21 protein-coding genes are annotated in these 23,467 nt (G+C 31.2%); 12 read left to right on the top strand and 9 right to left on the bottom strand.

The features are described from left to right. Positions 1-106: 106 nt before the first annotated feature. Together H0I32_RS14250 and H0I32_RS14255 are read right to left on the bottom strand one after the other, a co-directional pair. Entirely contained in the window at positions 107-1,021 is a 915-nt protein-coding gene (locus tag H0I32_RS14250; RefSeq protein ID WP_179314356.1) for a bifunctional metallophosphatase/5'-nucleotidase, read from the bottom strand. A 3-nt stretch (positions 1,022-1,024) separates the two neighbouring features. After that, a complete protein-coding gene (locus H0I32_RS14255) occupies positions 1,025-1,750 on the bottom strand; it encodes a 5'-nucleotidase (RefSeq protein ID WP_317166997.1) in 726 nt (241 codons plus the stop codon). A gap of 103 nt (positions 1,751-1,853) precedes the next feature. On the opposite strand from H0I32_RS14255, the gene H0I32_RS14260 reads away from it, so the two are divergent. The 11 genes from H0I32_RS14260 to H0I32_RS14310 all read left to right on the top strand — a co-directional run bounded on the left by H0I32_RS14260 (position 1,854) and on the right by H0I32_RS14310 (position 14,951). After that, positions 1,854-2,372 carry a DUF6913 domain-containing protein gene (locus H0I32_RS14260; RefSeq protein WP_179314355.1) on the top strand — a complete coding sequence of 173 codons (519 nt, stop codon included), beginning with the start codon at positions 1,854-1,856 and terminating at the stop codon, positions 2,370-2,372. After that, positions 2,372-3,256, top strand: a complete 885-nt coding sequence (dapA, locus tag H0I32_RS14265; RefSeq protein WP_179314354.1) for a 4-hydroxy-tetrahydrodipicolinate synthase — start codon at positions 2,372-2,374, stop codon at positions 3,254-3,256. The genes H0I32_RS14260 and dapA overlap by 1 nt, the downstream gene beginning before the upstream one ends. Before the next feature lie 108 nt (positions 3,257-3,364). Continuing rightward, positions 3,365-4,165, top strand: coding sequence for an outer membrane protein assembly factor BamD (locus H0I32_RS14270; protein WP_173588515.1), 801 nt, complete (start codon positions 3,365-3,367; stop codon positions 4,163-4,165). Between the two features lie 11 nt (positions 4,166-4,176). Continuing rightward, a complete protein-coding gene (locus H0I32_RS14275; protein ID WP_173588516.1) occupies positions 4,177-4,503 on the top strand; it encodes a DNA-directed RNA polymerase subunit omega in 327 nt (108 codons plus the stop codon). Between the two features lie 15 nt (positions 4,504-4,518). Further along, on the top strand, positions 4,519-5,739 hold the full coding sequence (coaBC, locus tag H0I32_RS14280) for a bifunctional phosphopantothenoylcysteine decarboxylase/phosphopantothenate--cysteine ligase CoaBC (protein WP_173588517.1): 1,221 nt from the start codon (positions 4,519-4,521) through the stop codon (positions 5,737-5,739). Continuing rightward, the gene (locus H0I32_RS14285; RefSeq protein WP_179314353.1) at positions 5,732-6,619 is read left to right on the top strand and encodes a DUF4835 family protein; all 888 of its coding nucleotides are present in this window, start codon (positions 5,732-5,734) and stop codon (positions 6,617-6,619) included. Before coaBC ends, H0I32_RS14285 begins: the two co-directional genes overlap by 8 nt. Before the next feature lie 124 nt (positions 6,620-6,743). Beyond that, positions 6,744-8,396: a DNA repair protein RecN gene (gene recN, locus H0I32_RS14290; protein ID WP_179314352.1), complete on the top strand. Its 1,653-nt coding sequence runs from the start codon at positions 6,744-6,746 to the stop codon at positions 8,394-8,396. 9 nt (positions 8,397-8,405) lie between these two features. Further along, entirely contained in the window at positions 8,406-8,666 is a 261-nt protein-coding gene (locus H0I32_RS14295; RefSeq protein WP_179314351.1) for a hypothetical protein, read from the top strand. A 63-nt stretch (positions 8,667-8,729) separates the two neighbouring features. After that, positions 8,730-9,548 (top strand): enoyl-ACP reductase, encoded by an 819-nt coding sequence (locus H0I32_RS14300; RefSeq protein WP_173588521.1) that lies wholly within the window; start codon positions 8,730-8,732, stop codon positions 9,546-9,548. A 231-nt stretch (positions 9,549-9,779) separates the two neighbouring features. After that, complete coding sequence (locus tag H0I32_RS14305) at positions 9,780-12,293, top strand: GEVED domain-containing protein (RefSeq protein ID WP_179314350.1); 2,514 nt, start codon at positions 9,780-9,782, stop codon at positions 12,291-12,293. Between the two features lie 228 nt (positions 12,294-12,521). Next, a complete protein-coding gene (locus H0I32_RS14310) occupies positions 12,522-14,951 on the top strand; it encodes a fibronectin type III domain-containing protein (RefSeq protein WP_179314349.1) in 2,430 nt (809 codons plus the stop codon). A 152-nt stretch (positions 14,952-15,103) separates the two neighbouring features. Here H0I32_RS14310 and H0I32_RS14315 read toward each other — a convergent pair whose 3' ends face one another. From H0I32_RS14315 to H0I32_RS14325, 3 genes are read right to left on the bottom strand one after another with little or no spacing between them, the layout of a single operon-like run. Beyond that, a complete protein-coding gene (locus tag H0I32_RS14315) occupies positions 15,104-15,532 on the bottom strand; it encodes a DUF4268 domain-containing protein (protein WP_179314348.1) in 429 nt (142 codons plus the stop codon). Continuing rightward, entirely contained in the window at positions 15,533-16,207 is a 675-nt protein-coding gene (locus tag H0I32_RS14320) for a ZIP family metal transporter (protein ID WP_179314347.1), read from the bottom strand. Positions 16,208-16,215: 8 nt separating this feature from the next. Continuing rightward, positions 16,216-16,947: a class I SAM-dependent methyltransferase gene (locus tag H0I32_RS14325; protein WP_179314346.1), complete on the bottom strand. Its 732-nt coding sequence runs from the start codon at positions 16,945-16,947 to the stop codon at positions 16,216-16,218. A 201-nt stretch (positions 16,948-17,148) separates the two neighbouring features. On the opposite strand from H0I32_RS14325, the gene H0I32_RS14330 reads away from it, so the two are divergent. Beyond that, positions 17,149-18,312, top strand: coding sequence for a class I SAM-dependent RNA methyltransferase (locus tag H0I32_RS14330; protein WP_173588527.1), 1,164 nt, complete (start codon positions 17,149-17,151; stop codon positions 18,310-18,312). A gap of 109 nt (positions 18,313-18,421) precedes the next feature. Here the strand turns inward: H0I32_RS14330 and H0I32_RS14335 are convergent, their stop codons facing one another. The 4 genes from H0I32_RS14335 to H0I32_RS14350 form a co-directional block, all read right to left on the bottom strand. Continuing rightward, on the bottom strand, positions 18,422-18,898 hold the full coding sequence (locus H0I32_RS14335; RefSeq protein WP_179314345.1) for a hypothetical protein: 477 nt from the start codon (positions 18,896-18,898) through the stop codon (positions 18,422-18,424). A gap of 75 nt (positions 18,899-18,973) precedes the next feature. After that, positions 18,974-19,783: a polyphosphate kinase 2 gene (ppk2, locus tag H0I32_RS14340; protein ID WP_173588529.1), complete on the bottom strand. Its 810-nt coding sequence runs from the start codon at positions 19,781-19,783 to the stop codon at positions 18,974-18,976. 17 nt (positions 19,784-19,800) lie between these two features. Beyond that, positions 19,801-20,655, bottom strand: a complete 855-nt coding sequence (ppk2, locus tag H0I32_RS14345) for a polyphosphate kinase 2 (RefSeq protein ID WP_173588530.1) — start codon at positions 20,653-20,655, stop codon at positions 19,801-19,803. Between the two features lie 130 nt (positions 20,656-20,785). Continuing rightward, on the bottom strand, positions 20,786-23,197 hold the full coding sequence (locus H0I32_RS14350) for a thiamine pyrophosphate-dependent enzyme (protein WP_179314344.1): 2,412 nt from the start codon (positions 23,195-23,197) through the stop codon (positions 20,786-20,788). Between the last annotated feature and the right edge of the window lie 270 nt (positions 23,198-23,467).

Raw genomic sequence — 23,467 nt, forward strand, 5'->3', positions numbered from 1 at the left:
TATGAATTATTCATATTTTATTGTAATTCTTCAATTTAGAAGCGGAATTTGTAATCATATAATTACATAAGAACTTTTTTTGACCCTATGAAATTCAATATGGTCATCAAACCACAATAGATACACCTTCTGAAGCTACTTTTTTCCCTGGTTCAAAGTAAAAATCAACTTTACCAAGATAAAGACCAAAGCATCCCACTTGATTTACAAGCACATCTTTACCTAGGCTGTTCTTTTCAATTGTTGGTTTCGGTAAAAAAGTATGCGTATGCCCACCGATAATAAGGTCTATGTTTTTTGTTGCTCTCGCTAAACTTATGTCACTAACTTTGTTTGGGCTATTTTTATATTCATAACCTAAATGTGATAAACAAATCACTAGATCACAAGATTCTTCTTCTTTTAATATGCGAGACATATCTTGTGCTTTTTCTATCGGATTATGGTAAACAGTTTCTTTATACATGTCTTTACCAACTAATCCATCGAGTTCAATACCTAAACCAAATATGCCTATTTTAATACGATCTTTACTTATGATTCTGTAAGGTTTAACATGTGTATCCATTACTGTATTTGAAAAGTCGTAATTTGCAGAAACAAATTCAAAATCAGCATGAGGAATTTGATTATATAAACCATCAATACCATTATCAAAATCATGATTACCAATAGTGGCAACATCATATTTTAACATGCTCATTAGTTTAAACTCTAATTCACCACCGTAATAATTAAAATAAGGTGTTCCTTGAAAAATATCACCAGCGTCTAATAATAAGGTATTAGGGTTTTCTTTTCTTATAGATTCAACTAATGTTGCACGTCTTGCGACTCCTCCTTTGTTAGCATTTCGACCATCTTCAGGTCCAAAAGGATCAATATGGCTATGTACATCATTAGTATGTAAAATGGTGATTTTTTTCGTTTTAGATGAACTAAAAGACTGTAAACTTAGAGCTCCAACACCTGCTAAAACAGTTGCTGCAGTTGATTTTTGTATAAAATCTCTTCTTTTCATAATTTAATCTTCTAATTTAATAAAACGTTGATCTTGTTTAGGATTGATAGTATCTTTCTTTTTGAAATTATCAATAAGAATATTTCTTATTTTGTAGTCTAAGGAATATAACCCTTCATTTGGGTGAAAAAATGTCATTCCATCACCACCATCATAAAGGTAGTCGTTGGTGGCAACATAATATATTTTGTTACTATCTATAGGTTCTCCATTAATAGTAGCAGAACTCACAGCATCATTTTTATCTAAAGTTAATTGTAATTGACTTGATATCGGATGGGCACGTTTTGCTTTAGATAGGTACTCCATCATTAAATTAATCTGTGTTCCTTTTAGTGCCGCTACAACAATAGAGTTCTCAAAGGGCATTACCTGGAAAGCTGTTCTTGTTGTAATATTTCCTTTAGAAATTATAGAACGAATACCACCATGATTAAGTAAAACAAAATCAATATTCTTTTGAGTTCGTTTATTAAAAATAATATTTCCTTCGCTATAAACTGCATCAGCCATTAAATTTCCAATAGCTGTATTTAATTTACCGTCCGTTTTAGTATATGTTTCTGGTGCATAAGAAATAACACTATCCATATCTTTATTAACATGTAATCTATAAGGTTTGATGTAATCTTCTATTGCTTGATCAGATTTTATGTCATTATCTATAACAATACGTTTTCCTTCTATTTTTGATAATTTAGGTGATGCACAAGAAAAAATGAGCAACAATAAGCAGAGTTTAAAAATATGTTTAAGTATCATTGAATAACTTATATGAAGTTTGTAATAATATATGAGTGCTTTTATTAAATTTGCAGAAATGTAAAGGTAAATGATTTTAAAAGCATTTAAAGAAAAATCTAATCGAAAATATATTAACAAATTATTGACTACACGTCAATCTAATGTTAATAGTAATAAAATAAAGACCGTTGCCGTTCTGCTTAACTCAAGTGAATTTCATGAATTTGAAGTTTTCAGAGTTTATTTTAAAGAATTAGGATTAAATTCGACTAAGCATAAAATTGTAGCTTTTACTTTAGATGATAAATTAGAGCATAATAAATGGAATGCTCATTTTAGTCCTAAAGATTTTGGATGGAAAGGGAAAATAAAAAATGCGGATTTAGAGACTTTTATTAATACGCCTTTTGATTTGTTAATATGCTTTTATAAAAATGATGTTTCACAGTTAAATTTAATAACCGCAGCATCTAAAGCTGCTTTTAAAGTAGGAATTTCATCAGAAGATGAACGTTTATATGATTTAATAATTGATGTAGATTTAAAGGATATCAATATTTTTAAACAAGAATTAAAAAAATACTTAAATATTTTAAAAAAATTATAATGACCAAATTTATAGGGACAGGTGTTGCTTTAATTACACCATTTAATGCAGATTTAAGCATAGATTTTGATGCTTTAGAGCGTTTAGTAGAATATAATATTGCTAATGGTACAGACTATTTAGTAATAAGCGGAACAACAGGAGAAAGTGTAACGGTTACGCCAGCAGAAAAAAAAGAACTTATAACATTTATTTCTAAAATTAATAATGGAAGATTACCATTGGTATTAGGAATTGGTGGAAACAATACTTTGAGTGTCATTGAAGAAATTAAATCTACAGATTTCTCAACTATAGATGGTATATTATCTGTAACTCCTTATTACAGTAAACCTACACAAGAAGGGATTTATCAGCATTTTAAAGCGATTTCTGCAGTAGCACCAAAACCTATTATTTTATATAATGTTCCTGGTAGAACGGCATCAAACATGTCTCCAGAAACAACTTTAAGATTAGCAAAAGACTTTGATAATATTGTAGCTGTAAAAGAAGCAGGAAATAATGTGCATCAATATTTAGAATTATTAAGATCTAAACCAAAAGGCTTTTTAATCTTATCTGGTGATGATGATTTAGCTTTAGGCGTTGCTTTAGCTGGTGGGTCTGGTGTTATTTCTGTAATAGGGCAAGCTTTACCTAAAGAATTTTCTGAAATGATAAGATTAGGTATTGCACGTAAAGCTAAAGAAGCTTATGATATTCATTTTAAATTAATGCCTATAACTGCTCTTATTTTTTCTGAAAATAATCCTTCAGGAATTAAAGCTGTTTTAAGTGCTTTAAATATTTCAAAACCAGATGTGCGTTTACCTCTTGTAGAAGCTACAGATCAGTTAAAATCTAAAATAGAATCTGAGCTAAAAGTTTTAGGTAAAAGTTAAATTTTATATAAATTGATTTTAGGCCTATTTACAAGGCTTACTTTAGCATATAATAATTGTTTTTAAAATCCGTTAATAATGTTTACTTTTGCACACTGTTTAATATTTATGAAGAGAGGAATTTACATATTACTTATAAGTATCTTTTTTGTTTCTTGTAGCGATTATCAAAAAGCACTGAAATCTGAAGATACAGCTGCTAAGTATGATATGGCTACAGAGCTATACAATGCTGAGAAGTGGAGCAAGTCTTACAAACTATTAGAACAAATTCTTCAACAGTATAGAGGGAAACCACAAGCGGAGAAAATAACATTCATGCATGCCATGTGTTCTTATCAACTAGGGGATCATTATATTTCAAGTTTTCACTTTGATAAATTTGCAGATATCTATCCTAAAAGTGAAAAAGCAGAACAAGCAGCATTTTTAGCAGCTAAAGGATATTATTTTAATTCTCCAGTTTATTCTAAAGAGCAGAAAGAAACTATTGAGGCTATTGAGAAGTTACAATTATTTGTAAATAGGTATCCAAACTCTCAATATTTAGATGAAGCTAATACTTTAGTTAAAGAACTAGATTTTAAATTAGAGAAAAAAGCGTTTGAAATCGCTAAACAATATAATACGATTGCTGAATATAAAGCTTCAATTAAATCATTTAATAATTTTTTACTTGAGTTTCCAGGAGCTTCTTTAAGAAGTGAAGCTTTTTATTATAGATATGATTCTGCATATAATTTAGCTATTTTAAGTGTGAATTACTTAAAAGAAGAACGAATTAAAGATGCGATATCTTATTATGACGCTTTAATAAAAGCATATCCAAATTCGGATCATTCGGAGATTTCGATTGAAATGAAAGAGGAATTACAACAACAATTAAATACGTTTACTACTAAAAGTTGAACATTATAATGATGGATTTAAAAAAGACACATGCACCAGTAAGTACAATAACTTATGATAAGAACGAAATTGATGCTCCAACAGATAATATCTATGAAGCCATTTCTGTAATTGCTAGACGTGCTGAACAAATTAATACAGATATCAGAAGAGAGTTAATTGACAAACTTGAAGAGTTTGCAACTTATAATGATAGTCTTGAGGAAGTTTTCGAAAACAAAGAACAAATTGAAGTTTCTAAGTTTTATGAAAAATTGCCAAAACCTCATGCTTTAGCTGTTCAAGAATGGCTTGATAATAAAATTTATCACAGAAATGCTGATGATACTCAGTCATAAATAAAAAAGCCTTAGATGTCTATTCTTAAGGATAAAAATATTTTATTAGGTATTACCGCTGGTATTGCCGCATATAAATCTGCTAATTTAGTCAGATTATTCATTAAAGCAGGTGCTAACGTTAAAGTCGTTATGACACCTGCTTCTAAAGAATTTGTAACTCCTCTTACGCTTTCAACATTATCTAAAAATCCTGTATGTTCCACTTTTGTTGGTGAATCAGATGAAAATGAAGATGATGAAGTTTGGAACAACCACGTAGATTTAGGGCTTTGGGCAGACCTTTTTGTTATTGCTCCTGCCACAGCTAATACTATGGCTAAAATGGCCAATGGTGTTTGTGATAATATACTTTTAGCGGTGTATCTTTCTGCTAAATGTCCTGTTTATTTCGCTCCGGCAATGGATTTGGATATGTATAAACATGAATCTACAAAAAACTCCTTCGAAAAATTAATCTCTTACGGAAATAAAATGATTCCTGCTGGCACTGGCGAATTAGCGAGTGGTTTAGTTGGTGAAGGTCGTATGGCTGAGCCAGAGGATATACTTAGTTTTATAGAGAAGGATGTTTTAGATCAATTACCATTGCAAGGCAAGCGTATTTTAATTACAGCCGGACCAACACATGAAGCTATAGATCCTGTACGTTTTATAGGAAATCATTCTAGTGGTAAAATGGGATTTGAAATCGCTAAAGCAGCATCAAATTTAGGAGCAGAAGTTATTTTAGTATCTGGGCCAACGCATCAAACCTTAATCAGCAATCTTGTTAGTATAAAATCTGTGGTTAGTGCAGAAGATATGTATAACGAAGTGCATAAACATTTCAATACATCAGATATTGCTATTTTATCTGCTGCAGTTGCAGATTACAAACCTAAGAATGTTGCTACTCAGAAAATAAAAAAGAAAGATTCAACGTTTACTATTGAGTTAGAAAAAACTAAAGACATTTTAAAGTCACTAGGTGAAATTAAAAAAGATCAATTTTTAGTTGGCTTTGCTCTAGAAACAAACAATGAATTAGAACATGCAAAAGGAAAATTAGAATCTAAAAATTTAGATCTTATTGTGCTTAATTCATTACAAGATAAAGGCGCAGGTTTTGGAGTGTCAACAAATAAAGTTACATTTATAACATCAGCTAATGTTGTTATTGAAAATGAACTAAAATCAAAAGCAGAAGTTGCTCAAGATTTAATGCACCTTATATTAAAACAAACTCATGCGTAACCTATTTTTATTATTTGCTTTTTTATGCAGTTCTGTTGTTATAGCACAGGAATTGAATTGTACAGTAACTGTTTTAGCTCAACAGACAGGTAATGAAAATGATGTTATTTTTAAAACTTTAGGTAATCAGCTTACAGAGTTTGTAAATAATACTAAATGGACAGATAAAAAGTTTGGTCAGCAAGAGCGTATTAATTGCAGTATGGTAATTAATGTTACAGAACAGAGTAACAATTTATTTTCTGCTACGCTTCAAGTATCTTCATCAAGACCCGTTTTTAATTCTACTTACAGTACACCTGTTTATAATTATAATGATAGAACTTTTAATTTCGAATATTTAGAATTTCAAAATTTAGTTTTTAATCCAACGCAATTCGAATCTAATTTAATTTCAGTCTTATCATTTCATGTGTATATGATTTTAGGAATGGATGCAGATTCTTTTGAACTAAATGGAGGTGATGAATATTTTAATCAGGCACAAACAATAGCAAGTTATTCACAACAGTTAAGTGGTCAAGGTTGGAAATTAGAAGACGGATTACAGTCTCGTTTTTCTTTAATAAACAATCTAACCTCTCCGATATATAAAGGTATGAGATCGGCGATGTACAAATATCATATTGAAGGATTAGATTTAATGAATAATGGTGCTAAAGAAGGCAAGTCTCAAATCATTGCATCATTAGAAGATTTAAATAAAGTACATAGCCTAAGACCAAATTCTTATTTAATGCGCGTCTTTTTCGATGCAAAAGCAGATGAAATTATGGATATTTTATCAGGAGGACCAAGTGTTAATATTACTGACGCTGTGGATATCTTAAATAAAATTGCGCCTATTCACTCTCAAAAATGGAGAAATATTAAGTTTTAAAACACACATTATTTACGTGTTTATATGACCAATTTATTCTTCTTGTTAAGATAGAATATTTAAATTCTTTTTGTGTTTTACTAATCCGTAAAATATTAATTTTACAATATTAAATTATAGACGATTGTTAACATCACTTTACATAAAAAACTACGCGCTCATAGATGAGTTAAAAGTATCATTTAATAATGGTTTAACTATTATTACAGGAGAAACAGGTGCCGGTAAATCTATTCTTTTAGGAGGTTTGTCATTAGTTTTAGGAAAACGCGCCGATTTAAGTCAGGTAAAAAATGCCAAGGAGAAATGTGTAATAGAAGCTGTTTTTGATGTTGCTAATTATGATTTAACAACTCTATTTAAAGCTTTAGATTTAGATTATGATGTGCAAACCATTATAAGAAGAGAAATCTTACCATCAGGAAAATCTAGAGCATTTATAAATGATACACCAGTAACATTAGAAAGCTTAGGAGTATTAAGTAGTAATCTTATTGACATCCATTCACAGCAGCAAACACAACAATTAACGCAAGACGATTATCAATTTAAGGTTATTGATGCTTTGGCTGCAAATAAATTGAATTTAGGTGAATTTTCTAAACAATTAAAAGTTTATAAAAAACTTGAGAAATCTTTAGAAGAATTAAAATCATCTAAATCTGAATTGATAAAAGAATACGATTATAACCTCTTTTTATCTAAAGAATTAAATGAAATTAATTTAGAGAAAATAAATCTTGAAGATTTAGAAGCACAATTTGAAGAATTAAATAATGTTGAAATAATAGGAGAGAAGTTAACAAGTGCAAAAGCAATATTAAGTGCTGAAGATTTAGGAGTTACAGATCAGCTTAATTCAGTAAAACAAGAATTGTCTAAAATTGCAACTTTTGGTACTTCATATGAAAACTTAAAGGAACGAATTATTAGTATCGGTATTGAGTTAGATGATATTCTTATAGAAATTGATGATTTAGAAGAAAAATTATCATCAGATCCTCAAGAACTAGAACGTATTAATAGTAAGCTTCAGATAATTAATAACCTATTTCAAAAACACTCTGTTTTAGATATTAATGAGTTAATTGAAATTAGAAACGAATTACAATTAAAAATTAATAATACAGAAAGCTTAGATCAATCTATAGCAGATAAAGAGCAAGAAATTTTAAAAGCTAATGATAAGTTAAATCATATAGCTTTAAAAATACATAAAAACAGAAAAAAGGTCATTCCTGTATTTGTTTCTAAATTAGAAGCTATTCTTGCTGAGTTAGGTATGCCAAATGCTAAATTTAAAGTAGAGTTAGAAGCACTTGATCATTTTGCTAAAAACGGAAAAGATAATTTGCAATTTTTATTTATGGCAAATAAAGGTTCTAGTTTCAATGAACTTAAAAAATCAGCTTCAGGTGGTGAGTTGTCGCGTATTATGTTAGCTATAAAATCTATTTTAGCAGAATATGTACAATTGCCATCCATAATGTTTGATGAGATTGACACCGGAGTTTCTGGAGAAATTTCTAACAAAATGGGAGATATAATGAAGCAGATGAGTCGTACAATGCAAGTGTTTACAATTACGCATTTACCACAGATTGCTGCCAAGGGAAGTTCGCATTTTAAAGTTTTTAAAACAGATATAGACGACGTTACTCACACAAATCTAAAGAAATTAACAGAAGACGAACGTGTGGTAGAAATTGCTCAGATGCTAGGCGGTTTAGCAATTACAGATTCTGCCATGGCGCATGCAAAAGAATTGTTGAATTAACTTTTAGAGATGAAAAATTATTTTCTAATTCTGTGTTTTATTACAAGTTTATTATCAGTGTCTTGTAATGATGATGAAGATCCTTGTGATGTTAATCACATCATTGTTAATGATGAATGCATTCCTGATTATATTTTTCCGAATAATGAAAATTTACAAAACGGAGATAAATATTATCATAAAGAATTTGGTGTCATTACATATAGTGACGGTCATTGGTTGGATGAGCGGAATGATGTAATTAAAGATTTAGAAATTAAAACCGATTAATAAGTTTAAAGTTTTATTAACTTTGAACTCTTAATATAGCTTATCAATAAATAAAAAAATAACATGTCTTATAATTTATTAAAAGGAAAAAGAGGAATCATATTTGGAGCATTAGATGAAAATTCTATCGCTTGGAAAACAGCAGAACGTGTGCATGAAGAAGGAGGAACGTTTGTTTTAACAAATGCACCAGTAGCAATGCGTATGGGCCAAATTAATGAACTTGCAGAAAAAACAGGATCACAAATAATCCCTGCTGATGCTACATCAGAAGAAGACTTAAAAAACTTAGTAGAGCAATCTATGGAGATTTTAGGAGGTAAAATTGATTTTGTTTTACACTCTATTGGTATGTCTATTAATGTGAGAAAAGGAAAGCATTATACAGATCAAAATTATGCTTGGACACAAAAAGGAACAGACGTTTCTGCAATGTCTTTTCATAAAGTAATGCAAACACTTTATAAGGCAGATGCAATGAATGAGTGGGGAAGTATTGTTGCTTTAACTTACATGGCTGCACAACGTGTTTTTCCAGATTATAATGATATGGCAGATAACAAAGCTTTTTTAGAAAGTGTAGCGCGTAGTTTTGGTTATTTCTTCGGAAAAGATAAAAAAGTTCGTGTTAATACAATTTCTCAGTCACCAACACCAACCACTGCAGGTAGTGGAGTTAAAGGATTTGATGGCTTTATTGCCTATGCAGATAAGATGTCTCCGTTAGGAAACGCTACAGCAATGGACTGTGCTAATTATACGATAACATTATTTAGTGATTTAACAAAACGTGTTACATTACAAAACTTATATAATGATGGTGGTTTTAGTAATATGGGAGTTAGTGATGCTGTTATGGAAGCCTTTGTAGATAAGCAATAACAAGTTTAATAATCTATATACTTTTAGCCGTTATGTTTATTCATAACGGCTTTTTTATGCTTCTTAATTTTAATACAGAACTAAAAACTGTGTTAAATATTTAACACTTTAGTTTATTAGTGTTTTTTTTGTCGATGTTTTCTTCATTTAAACGATTCAAAAGTTAAAGCTAAGATTGTTCTAAATAATTAACATATTTTTAGAGAATTACTAACTAAAATTTTTATTTAAATGAGAAAAATTACGCTAATGTTTTTTGCAATGTTACTTGTAGGTTATGCAAGTAACGCCCAGGTTTGTGGCGAAGTATTTATGGATTCTGGAGGAATAGAAGCTAGTTATGGTTCTAATGAATCATCTTCTACAACTATTACACCTGAAAACTCTGGAGATGTTGTAACGCTTGTATTTACATATGTTGATATTGAATCAAATAGTACTTCTGGCGGATGTTATGATTATTTAACTATCTATAATGGCCCAGATAATACTTATCCTATTTTAGCTGAGACTTTGTGTGGAGAAGTAAGTGGTGACGGAGGTGATCCAGGTGACAGCTATAGGATTAATTTAGGGGATTCATTTACATCTACAGATGCATCTGGTGCGTTAACTATTGAGTTTTCTTCTGATTCTTCAGTTCAAGAAACAGGTTGGGAAGCAAATATTATTTGTGGTCCCCCACCAACATGTACAGGACCAACAATTGACAGTTCTATAGCAGTAGAAGATAGCTGTAACCCAGATGGAACAGGAACATATAATGTAGAAATAGTGGTATCTGATGCTGGTGATGCAGGTAGTGTTTTTGACGATGGAACAAACACATATCCAGTAGTTGTAGGTACTATTATAGCAGGACCTTATACTAGTGGAGAAGAAGTAGCGATTACTTTAGATGTTCTTGATGGTGTATTTTGTGATTCATTTGTCGGTACATTTGAGTTTACATGCCCACCACCAGTTCCAGCAAATGACGATTGTGATAATGCCATAGCATTAACAGTAAATGCTGATTTAGAGTGTGCTGTAGTAACAAGTGGAACAAATTATGGTGCTACAGCTTCTTCTCAAGAAGATGATGTTGTAGGTACTCCTGATGATGATGTTTGGTTTAGTTTTGTAGCTACTTCGACATCACATGAAATTAAGCTAAACAATGTGGTTGCAGTTGAAGGAACTAATGTTGATATGGCAATGGGACTTTATGATGCTACTGGAGATTGTGCCAATTTAGTTGTTGTTGAGGATTCTGATCCCAATTCTTTTAGTGTTTCAGAATTGACAGTTGGAAATACATACTTAGTAAGAGTTTATGGATATTCTATTACTAAGACTACCTTTGATATCTGTGTAGGAACACCAGCACCACCACCAGCTAATGATGACTGTGCTAATGCTATTGTCATTAATGAGTCTGATGCATCTTGTAATAATTCAGTAGCAGGAACAACGGAGAGTGCTACTAACTCTGCAGATTATAGTTGCTCAACATTATATAACGAAGTTTGGTATGAGTTTACACCTACAACATCTGGTGTTTATAATGTAGAAAGAACTTTAGTTTCAGCTACATCATCTACTTATTTATCTATTTATTCTGGTAGTTGTGGTAGTTTAACTCAAATTAATTCAAGTTGTTATTCCTCTTCACTGGATGAAACTCTTACGGCAGGTGAAACGTATTTGATTTCTGTGGCTACTTATAATTCTAGTTCTATAGATTTTGAACTTTGTGTTTATCCAGCGCCAACGTGTTTTGCACCAGAAGCAGAAAGCTTTAGTGCTGCTTTTGTTGTTCCTGATTCAGTTGAATTAAGCTGGGGAACTCCTGATGATGGAACGCCTGAAAGTTATAATTGGGAAGTCGTTCCTGTTGGAAATGAGCAAGGTATTGGTACTATAGATTCTGGTAATGTAACTAGTCTTACCACAACAGTTTCTGGATTGACTGAAAATACATTGTATGACTTGTATATTCAATCTGATTGTGGAGGTGGTGATACAAGTGCGTGGGCAGGTCCATTTACATTCAATGTAGGTTATTGCTTTCCTTCCGGAACAAATGCTAGTACATATATTGATATTTTCACTACAACAGATGCTTCTGGTGTGAATATTGATAATTCTGCTTCTGGTTTTGCAACGGATAACTATGGTAATTATTTTGATACACATACCGTTAGTCTTGCTCCAGAAGAAAGCTTTGACTTTAGTTTAGAAATCGAAGGAGGTTCTGTTGGTGCTGCTATATGGGTAGATTGGAACAATGATTATGTTTTTGATATTTCTGAAGTTATGTTTACAACAACAGCTTATGGAAATGGGCCTTTTACAGGAACAATAGAAGTACCTGCAGGAACAGCCGATGGCGATTATAGAATGAGAGTGCTTATTGATTGGAATGATAATGAACCTGGTGATAATGACGCTTGTTCTTTTGGCAATGGAAGAGGAGAAGTTGAAGATTATAAAATAACTGTTGAGAATGCTCTTTCTACTTCAGATTTTGCTATTAGTACATTTACTTACTATCCAAACCCAGTTAAAAATACATTGACATTAAATGCTCAAAATACAATAGAGCAAGTGGCAATGTATAATATGCTAGGTCAAGAAGTATTAAGAGTAACACCTAATACTGTTGATAGTGATTTAGATATGTCGCAGTTACAAACAGGTACTTATTTTGTAAAAGTTACCATTGGTAATGTTACAGAAACAATAAGAGTGATTAAGCAATAGTTTAATTAACCTTTATAATTTTTTATTAAAAGCCGCTAATTTAGCGGCTTTTTTTATTGTTATAAATTAAGAGTTAATTAAAGTAAAAATGACTTTCTCTTAATCATTATTTCTATTAATGCCGTTTATCTTTGATATTTTCGCTTAGTCGATTACATTGTTAAATGATAGTTTTCTTTTTATGATTTAACATATTTTTAAAGAATACTAACTTAATTATATAAATTTATGAAAAAAATTACATTGATGTTATTTGTATTAGTAACCTTTTGTTGGCAATCTAATGCACAAGTACAAATAGGTGATGGCACAAATCAATCCCAAAATCTTCCTATAAATCCATATTTTGGGTATAGCTATTCACAAACAATTTATACATCTAATCAAATTAATGCTAATGGCACAATTACGGACATTTCATATCAATTTGATGGAAATTCTACAATTGATGCTTCAAAAGAATGGACTGTTTTTATAGGATATACTACAAAAACTGAATTCACATCAAACACTGATTGGGTAGATGTAAGTACTTTAACTCAGGTTTTTGAGGGAACAATAACTGTTGTTGGAGCAGGAAGTTCAGAGTGGATAAACATTGATATTACAGATTTTAACTATAATGGTACAGATAACCTTGTGATTGCAGTAAATGAAACAGCCCCAAGTTATGATGGTTCAGGTGATGATTTCTTATCAACGGCTGTTTCTTCAGTACAATCAATTGTTTCATATAGGGATAGTTCAGTTTTTGATCCTGCTAGTCCAGAAACAGCAAGTCAGATGCCTTTTTATATACCAAATATTATATTAAATGGTATTAATCAGACTTGTCCAGTTCCTTCTGATTTAACAGTAACTGACATTACAACAACTACAGCAGGTTTAGCTTGGACTGAAAATGGTTCAGCAACTTCATATAATATAGAAGTCTTAGAAGCAGGTGAAGCTGCAACTGGTACTGCAACAGATACAGGTATTGCTAACGGATTTACAAAAACAGGATTGACTTCAGGTACAAGCTATTTTTATTATGTTCAAGCAGACTGTACAGGTGGAGATTTAAGTGGATGGGCTGGTCCATTTACTTTTGCAACAGACTGTGAATTGTTCACTGTACCTTACTCTGAAAACTTTGATTTAACAGCTGCAGGTACATCAAATAATTCTACTGTACCAAATTGTTGGTCATTTATAGATGGTGGTTTAGGTTATGGTTATGTGAACTCTACTGATGGTAACTCATTTTATATGTATAATAGTTATGATTCTTCTGGAGATTACATTTTAGTAAGTCCTCAAACTACAGATTTATCCTCAGGTGATAATAGAGTTAGATTTGATTTAGATGGCAGTTTAGCAAATGAATTTATTGTTGGTACACTAACTGATCCTTCAGATCCTACAACCTTCACAGAAATTGAAACAGTTACTTTATTAACATCAGATTATGAAAGTTTTATTGTAAACATTCCTGCAGGTACAGATATGTATTTGGGCTTTAAGCATGGGCAAACAGCGGATTATAAATCATATAATATAGATAATATTGTTGTTGAGCCTATACCTTCTTGTTTAGAAGCTTCAGATTTAAGTGCTACAAATATTACAACAACTACAGCAGATTTATCTTGGACTGAAAATGGTACTACGTCTTTATATAATGTAGAGGTTGTTGTTTCTGGTGAGGTACCAACAGGTACTGCTACAGACGTTAGTGTTGCAAGTGGATTTACTAAATCTGGTTTAACAGAAACAACGGTTTATCAATTTTATGTTCAGGCTGATTGTACTGGTGGTGATTTATCAATATGGGTAGGTCCTTTTGAATTTGAAACACCTTGCGAAGCAATTTCAGTAGACTATACTGCAGATATGTCTTCTAATGTTCCAGATTTATGTTGGAAAGAAGCAGGCATAGGAGAAGTTATAGATGGACCTTCTGGCTTTGGTGCTTCAGACTGGAAAAGTGGTAGAGCTTTTACTACAGATAATGGAGATATAATAGATAGTAATGTAATTAATCTTTACGACAACGATGATAGAGAATGGTTGGTTTCTCCTTCTTTTGATTTAGATGCTATGGGAGCAGTTGCACTTTTGGTTAAAGTTGCTGTCACAGATTATAGATCCTCAGGGGTAAGTACAGAAACAAATACTGATGTTATGGGGTCGGATGATGAAGTACAGTTATTAATGACTTCAGATGATGGTGTAACGTGGACAAATATTACAACTTGGAATGTTACCAATCAACCATTAGTAACGGGTACAGATTATCTTGTAGATTTAAGTAGCATGGTTGGTAGTGTAAAGTTTGCATTCTTTGCATCTGATGGTGAAACTGATGATTCATTTGATTATGATTTTCATGTAGGAGTATTTGAGGTTAGTAACGCAGCATTATCTGTAAATGATTTTGAAAGTGAAGCTACTTTTACATATTACCCTAACCCAGTAAAAAATACATTAACATTAAATGCTCAAAATACAATAGAGCAGGTAGTAATGTATAATATGTTAGGTCAAGAAGTATTAAGAGCTACTCCAAATACTGTTGATAGTGATTTAGATATGTCTAACTTACAAACAGGTACTTATTTTGTTAGAGTAACAATTGGTAATGCTACAGAAACAATAAGAGTGATTAAGCAATAGTTTAATTAAAACCTATTATAATTTAAAGAGGCTGTCTATATATAGACAGCCTCTTTTTTATGAGTCAATTTTAAAGTATATATTAATCAATAACTTATTTGAAAGTTCTTTTTAAATAAGAATTTTAATAAGTTTTTGGATATTTAAAATGATTAATCCTTAATTATATCGCTGTATTCATGGAAAAAACCTTCAAGTAAATCCATGTTCTCATTAAAAAAGACCATAACATCTTGCCATGTGTTTTTATTATGGATTGATACTTTTTGATCTAATGGTAGATAAATACGAGAGATTTCTTTACCGTTTTCAAGTAAATATTCTTCTTCAAAAATAATTTCAGGTAAATAGTCACTCTTTAAAATCCCTTTTAAAGATGTTAGTTTTTCCCAATATTTAATTCGGTTTTCTAAATCATCTTCAATATCCAAGGCAATTAAAGCTGACTTTGTATCGAAATAAAATTTAAATGAAAACCCTTTGATTTTTGTATCATATAAAAGCCATTTTCTAGGGAATGATTTTCCGAAACTAATCCAGAATTCTTGTCTTAATAATCTTGATTCTTCTTTTGAAAACATTTAAATAAAATAAGCGATTAATATTCCTAAGCAAATAGCTACAAGTTTAGATAAGTTAAACTTATGCCCTTCACCTGTTTCAAACAAAATAGTAGTAGAAATATGTAAAAAGATACCAATAACAAAGGCATTTATAACATCTACATAAGTCGTCATTAAGCTAGAATGGTTTGAAATCAATGTACCAATAGGAGTCATAGCAGAAAAAATAACCAAAAATGTTACAATCTGAAATTTACTATAACTAGACTTTAGTAAAAACGTAGTAATTAATATGGCGATTGGTATTTTATGTATTAAAACACCATAAACCATATCATTGTGTTTATGAATAGGAAAACCTTCTAAGAAACTATGAATGCATAAACTGATAAAAAGCATCCAAGGAAACATTTTATCATTTTTATGAATGTGCACATGCCCATGTTCTGCTCCTTTAGAAAAGAATTCTAATATAATTTGAAGCAGAATACCACACATAATATACAAACCTGTAAGTTTGGCTTCTACATGTTCATAGACTTCTGGTAACAAATCAAAAAGTGTTAGCGCTAATAAAAAAGCACCACTAAATGATAGTAGTAATTTGGTGTAAATTGGTTTTTGCTTTTTAGTTAATAAAGCAATAACGACACCTATAATAACCGCGAGTAGAGGTAATAAATAACTATTCATGTAGTAATTTACTTAAAAATCATAATCATGCGTTCAGATGTTTGTGAGTGGTATTTATGTAATTTATAATCTCCAAATACATCTAACAAATATACACCTGCTTCTTCAAAAAGTTTTTCAAAATCTTTTAAGGTGAATGCCTTTACGCGTTCTTGAAATTCAAAATGTTGTCCATCTGCTTCAAAACTAATATCCTTTAGAATATAGCCATCTTTTACAGAACGTTTTTGATGAAAATCAATTCCATCAACAGTTTTTACATCTTCGGGAATTAAATTTTCAATAATGTAGTTTGTGTTCATAAAATCAATGACACCAAAACCAAATTCATTTAATTCTAATTTTATAGACTTAATGGTTTCAAGATTACATTTTTCATCATCAAAATAACCAAAACTAGTAAATAGGTTAAAAACGGCATCAAAAGTTTCAGGATATGGCTTACTCATATCATGAACCTTAAACTCTAAAGTTTCATTTTCAAATTGTTTGGCATGCGTAATACTTTGTTCAGATAAATCAACTCCTGTAACATTATATCCTAAAGAATTTAGATACACAGAGTGCCTTCCTTTACCACATGCTAAATCTAAAATTTTGCCTTGTTCCGGTAGATTAAGATAATCCGTAAGATTATCCATAAAATTTTGAGCTTCTGTATAGTCTCTATCTTTATATAAAATATGGTAGTAAGGTGTGTCAAACCATGATGCGTACCAATGTTCTGCTGATTTAGTCATATTTATATCCTATGAAAATAGGAGCCTTTTTAGTTAATATAATTAGTAATCATTACGATTATAACGTGCGTATAACCTCTTTGTAGCTAAAAAAAAGATCATCATTTTTAGTTTAAGTTTTATAATGATATATCCTAGTTGATGTTTTAGGATGTCATCCTGCAAAAATAGCGTATTTTTGCAATTTATTTGACGGAACTCATGGACAATAATTACAAGATGTTAGCCAAGACTTTATTTGGCTTCGAAGATATTTTAGCAAATGAACTTACACAACTCGGTGCTACGCAAGTAGAAAAAGGAGTTAGAAATGTAAGTTTTGTAGGCGATAAAGGTTTTATGTATAAAGCAAACCTTGGTCTAAGGACAGCTATTAAAATATTGAAACCTATCCATTCTTTTAGAGTGACAAGAGAAGAGGATCTTTACAAAAACGTAAAGAATATGAAGTGGGAAGAATATTTAAAGGCTACAGGTTCTTTAGCGGTTGATGCTACGGTTCATAATAGTGTGTTTACACATTCGCAATACACAGCTTTAAAAACTAAAGATGCTATTGTAGATCGTTTTAGAGAAAAAGAAGGTGTACGTCCTGATGTAGATTTACGTTTTCCGGATTTAAAAATTAATGTCCACATAGATCGCCAACGTTGTACAATTTCTCTAGATACTTCTGGAGAATCATTACACAGACGTGGTTACAAATCGGCTACCAATATTGCACCGATTAATGAAGTTTTAGCAGCAGGATTAATAATGTTGAGCGGTTGGGATGGTCAATCTGATTTTATGGATCCGATGTGTGGTAGTGGAACTATGTTAGCAGAAGCAGCGATGATTGCTTGTAATATTCCTCCAAATTTAATGCGAAAAGAGTTTGGTTTTGAACGTTGGGAAGATTGGGATGTAGATTTATTTGAAAAAATAGAAGAATCGTTACTTAAGAAAACACGAGATTTTCATCATAAAATATTAGGTTACGATAAATCTCCTTCAGCCGTTGTTAAAGCTAAGGAAAATATGAAGAATGCTCATTTAGATGAATTTGTACATATTCAGCATGAAGATTTTTTCAAAACTCAAAAATCAGGTGATGAGAAACTACATATGGTTTTTAATCCTCCGTATGGAGAACGTTTAGATAATTTAAATGTTGAAGAATTTTACGGAGATATTGGTTCTACTTTAAAGCATGGTTACCCAAATACCAACGCTTGGTTAATCACTTCTAATCTTGAAGCTTTAAAATTTGTAGGATTAAGACCTTCAAGAAAGATAAAAGTATTTAATGCTAAACTTGAAGCTAGGTTAGTAAAATACGAAATGTACGAAGGAAGTAAAAAGACTAAGAAGCAAGTTGATTAGTCTTAAATAGATAATCAGTTAGTAATTTTGTTTTAGAGGAATCGCTTTATCAATCTCAGTGATTCCTCAATGTAAATTTGTGTTATAGTTGGTAGTAATGAAGTCTATTTTAGTTTTCTAATTCCTCTAGTTGTAGGTTATAGTCATATTGTAAATCTTCATGTAGCACACTTATTTTTTTCTTAATAGACAATACTTGACGTTCATATAAATTGCTTAAGGTTATATTTTTATGAATAGAAGGTTTTAGAGTGTTCATTTGCTCACAAAAATAGAGTAGAAGCTCTACTTCTGTGGTTTTCTTTAAAGAATAGCGGCTATAAACTCTAATTTCCCTTAAAATTTTACGGATTGTTTTCTTCATATAGAAGTAACTATCTGTGTTGATGCCTATAAATAATTCGTCTAAGCTTAATTTTACACTCGCTATATATCCTTCTTCGTCATGAGATTCAAATAATAAATAGGTGAGTAGTGCTTTATTTTCTTTTTTGAATTTCCCTAGACGTAAGCATAATTCTAAGAGCTCTTCTTGAGAAAGGTGTTTTAACTCTTTTTTTATAGTGACAATAGATTCTATCTTCATTTTATAAAATTAATGTTAAAAAAGAAAGAAGGCAATAATGCCTTCTCTAATTTTATTGAAATCAATTACTTTATTTTATTCATTCAAAAGTTTTTTCATGGATTTATGTCTAATTCCATCTAGGTCTTTAGTTTCGTAGGGTATTTTTTTTAAAATATATTCAAAAGCAGTGATTCTTGCATTAGTTTTACGGTTGGCTTTTATAACCTTCCAAGGTGCTGAAACTTGTGTTTTTTCAAACATAACCTCTTTATATTTTGTGTATTCATCCCATAATGAAATAGCACGCCTATCTACATCGCTATATTTCCATTTTTTTATAGGTGTACTTACAATGTCTTTAAATCTTCGCTCTTGTTCATTCTTTGTTATAGAAAAATAGAGTTTAAGTAAATAGATACCAGAATCTTGAATCATTTTTTCAAATTCATTCACTTGTCCCATAAAGATATTGTACTCTTTTTTTGTACAAAATCCATTAACAGGTTCTACAACAGCTCTATTATACCAACTTCTATCAAAAAATACAATTTCACCATCATTAGGTAAGCGGTTTATATAACGTTGAAAATACCATTGTCCCATTTCGGTTTCATTTGGTTTAGGTAAAGCTACAACACGGATGGCACGTGGCGGTAAATGTTGAATAACACGTCTTATAGCACCACCTTTTCCTGCGGCATCTCTTCCTTCAAAAAGAATAATTACCTTTTTATTATTCTTAGCAACCCACTGTTGAAGAATAAGCATTTCTTCTTGAAGCTTTTCTAGGCGCTTTTCATATTTTACATTGTTAAGCGTTTTTTCAATATTTAGTTGCTTTTGGCGCAATAAGGCTTCAATTCCCTTTTTTGTATTTAGAAGTTGTAAGTTTTTTTCGGTCATCTTTAAAGAGAATTTTATTATTGGTCAAGTTGATCTGTGTTTCTAAAATAACGCTGTACAATATTGGGATCTGGTAAAAGTGATTTGCAATTACTTCCTTTATTATCGTAATCAAACATGCTTAAAACATATTTAATACTCTCTAATCGTGCACGTTTTTTGTCGTTAGATTTAATAACGACCCAGGGACTGAATGAATTGTGAGTTCTAGAGAACATTTGATTTTTGTAAGTTGTAAACTCATTCCAAAGTTCCTGGCCTTTTTCATCAACAGGACTAAATTTCCATTTTTTGAGAGGACTTTTTAAGCGTTTTTCAAACCGACGTTGTTGTTCTTCTTTAGATACAGAAAACCAAAATTTAATTATTATAGTTCCATTTTCGTAGAGCATATGTTCAAATTCTGGTACTTGAATCATAAAGCGGTTATACTGTTCTTTAGAACAAAAGCCCATAACAGGTTCTACAACAGCTCTATTATACCAACTTCTGTCAAAGAAAACAATTTCTCCGGCATTAGGAAGTTCTTTTATATAGCGATTAAAATACCATTGACTTTTTTCTATCTCAGTCGGTTTGTTTAAGGCAACAATTCTACGAGCTCTTGGGTTAAGGTGTTCTGTAAAACGTTTAATTGTTCCTCCTTTTCCTGAAGCATCTCTACCTTCAAAAATAATGGCTATTTTTTTCTTTTCTTTTTGTACCCAATGTTGAAAATCTACCAGTTCTGCTTGTAAAGGGAGTAATTCTTGTTCATAAGCATATTTTTCTAAAGCAATTTTAAATGTTGGGTTATCATCTTGGTGCTTTTCAATATAATCGACCAAATCGGCCTTCTTTTTAAACGTATTAAGAATTTCCTCTGTAAGCATATGTTGTGGGTTAATAATTGAGTGTGAAAGTTATAAAAAATAAATTAATGATAAAATTTGAAATATTATTCTACAAAAAAAAACCTTCTTTTAAATTAAAGGAAGGTTTTTTTTGTTGTAAATAAGATTGTTATCTCAGTTTAGGATAGTTTGAAGGGTTTGATTCATTCATAACGTCATAAACTGCTTCAAAAATATCTTCGGTTGATGGTTTAGAAAAATAATCACCATCTGTACCATAAGCTGGTCGGTGTTGTTTAGATGTTAATGTTTTTGGTGAGCTATCTAAATATTGAAAAGCATTTTGCTTATTTAATATCTCATTTAAAATATATGCAGAACCTCCACCAGATACATCTTCGTCGATAATCATTACACGATTAGTTTTTGAAATACTTTTCACAATATCATGATTAATATCAAAAGGTAATAGCGATTGTACATCAATAATTTCTGCATCAATGCCTACTTGTACCAATTCTTTTGCAGCTTTTTCTACCAGACGTAGCGTAGAACCGTAAGAGACTAAAGTAATGTCATTACCTTCTCTAATTGTTTCTACAACACCTATTGGAGTTTTAAATTCACCAATATTATTTGGTAATTTTTCTTTTAAACGGTAACCATTTAAACATTCTATAACTAAGGCAGGTTCATCACTATCTAGAAGTGTGTTGTAAAAACCTGCTGCTTTTGTCATGTTTCTTGGCACTAATAAATGGATTCCTCTAATTAAGTTTAGAATCCCGCCCATTTGTGAGCCCGAGTGCCAAATACCTTCTAAACGGTGCCCTCTTGTTCTTACAATTAATGGTGCTTTTTGGCGTCCTTTTGTTCTGTATTGAACAGTTGCCAAATCATCACTCATAATTTGAAGCGCATACATAATGTAATCTAAATACTGAATCTCAGCAATAGGTCTTAGTCCACGCATTGCCATCCCAATTCCTTGTCCGATAATTGTAGCTTCTCTAATGCCCGTATCTGCAACTCTAAGTGCTCCATGTTTTTCTTGAAGTCCTTCTAGTCCTTGATTTACATCTCCGATATAGCCTGCGTCTTCTCCAAAAATTAAAGCTTCAGGATAGTTGCTGAAAATTGCATCAAAATTTTCTCTTAAAACCACACGTCCATCAACTTCTTCAGTTAAAGGATCGTAAGTTGGGAGTATTTCAGTTTGATTTAAAGCACTTTGTTCTGACTGGCTATGTAGATGCGAACTGTATTTTGGTTGTATAATTTCAAAATAGTTTGTAATCCAATTTTGAAGTGCTACTTTTTCTGGTGATGTTTCAGAAACAACATAGCGTAATGCCTTTCTTGTTGCAGAAAGGATGTTTTTTCTTAATGGCTCATTAAAGCTTTCTAATTCGTTTTTTAATTTTGTAATAAAAGCACTATTAGTACTAGAGGTTGCTAAGTTTTCTAATAAAACAAGCGCTTCTTTTCGCTCTGCTATAATAGGATTAATTATGGCTGCCCAAGCTGCTTTTTTACCTTCTCTTACGGTTTTTTTAATACTGCGTTCTAGCGCTGTTAATTCTTCATCTGTTGCAATATTATTTGCAATCATCCAAAGACGCATTTGAGCATTACAATCGTATTCTGCTTCCCATTTTAAACGTTCTTGATTTTTGTAACGTTCATGAGATCCTGAAGTAGAATGTCCTTGTGGTTGCGTTAATTCTTGAACATGAATCATTACAGGGATATGTTCTTTTCTAGAGATTTTAGCGGCACGTTGGTAAGTGTCTATAAGTTCAGGATAATTCCATCCATCTACTCTAAAAATTTCGTAACCCTTTTCTTTTTCATTGCGCTGAAATCCTTTTAATATTTCAGAAATGTTTTCTTTTGTTGTTTGGTGCCTTGCGTGTACTGAAATTCCGTACTGGTCATCCCAAATGCTAATTACCATTGGCACTTGTAATACACCTGCTGCGTTTATCGTTTCAAAAAACAAACCTTCACTTGTACTCGCGTTACCAATAGTTCCCCAAGCAATTTCATTTCCTTCTTTAGAGAATTTAGTAGTGTCTATACCATCAACTTCTCTATATATTTTAGAAGCTTGTGCTAAACCTAAAAGTCTTGGCATTTGGCCTGCAGTTGGAGAAATATCTGCACTTGAATTTTTTTGTTCAGTGAGGTTTTTCCATTGTCCGTTTTCATCTAAGCTATGTGTTGTAAAATGGCCTCCCATTTGGCGACCTGCAGACATTGGTTCATTACTTAGGTCGGTATCGGCATATAAACCCGCAAAGAATTGCTCAATGGTTAACTCACCAATAGCCATCATAAAGGTTTGATCTCTATAATAACCCGATCTAAAATCACCATTTTTAAAGGCTTTTGCCCATGCGATTTGAGGGATTTCTTTTCCGTCACCGAATATTCCGAATTTTGCCTTACCAGTAAGTACTTCTCTACGACCTAATAAACTACATTCTCGGCTAGTAACTGCCAGTTTGTAATCGTTTAAAACTTCCGTTTTAAAATCGTCAAAAGTAATCTCTGTTTTAGTCTTAGAATCTGTATTCATTATTGGAAACGTTTTTTTGTATAATACTAGATAAATAATTTAGATTAATGTAATAGTTCGTTTTAAAACGAATTGAAAACATATAATTATATATGAATTAGAGTTTTCGATTCTAAACCAAAACTATTTTTAGAAGTAGAATCTGTATTTTATAATTTATCTAGCTTATTGCAAAAGTACAAAAAATAAAAATTTTACACAATATAGATTTGTGTTATGTTGTTGATGAATTCTTATTAATATGTCGTTTTTATTGAAAATAATTTAATG

The organism is Winogradskyella sp. HaHa_3_26, from assembly GCF_019278425.1.
Taxonomy (GTDB): Bacteria; Bacteroidota; Bacteroidia; order Flavobacteriales; family Flavobacteriaceae; genus Winogradskyella; species Winogradskyella undariae.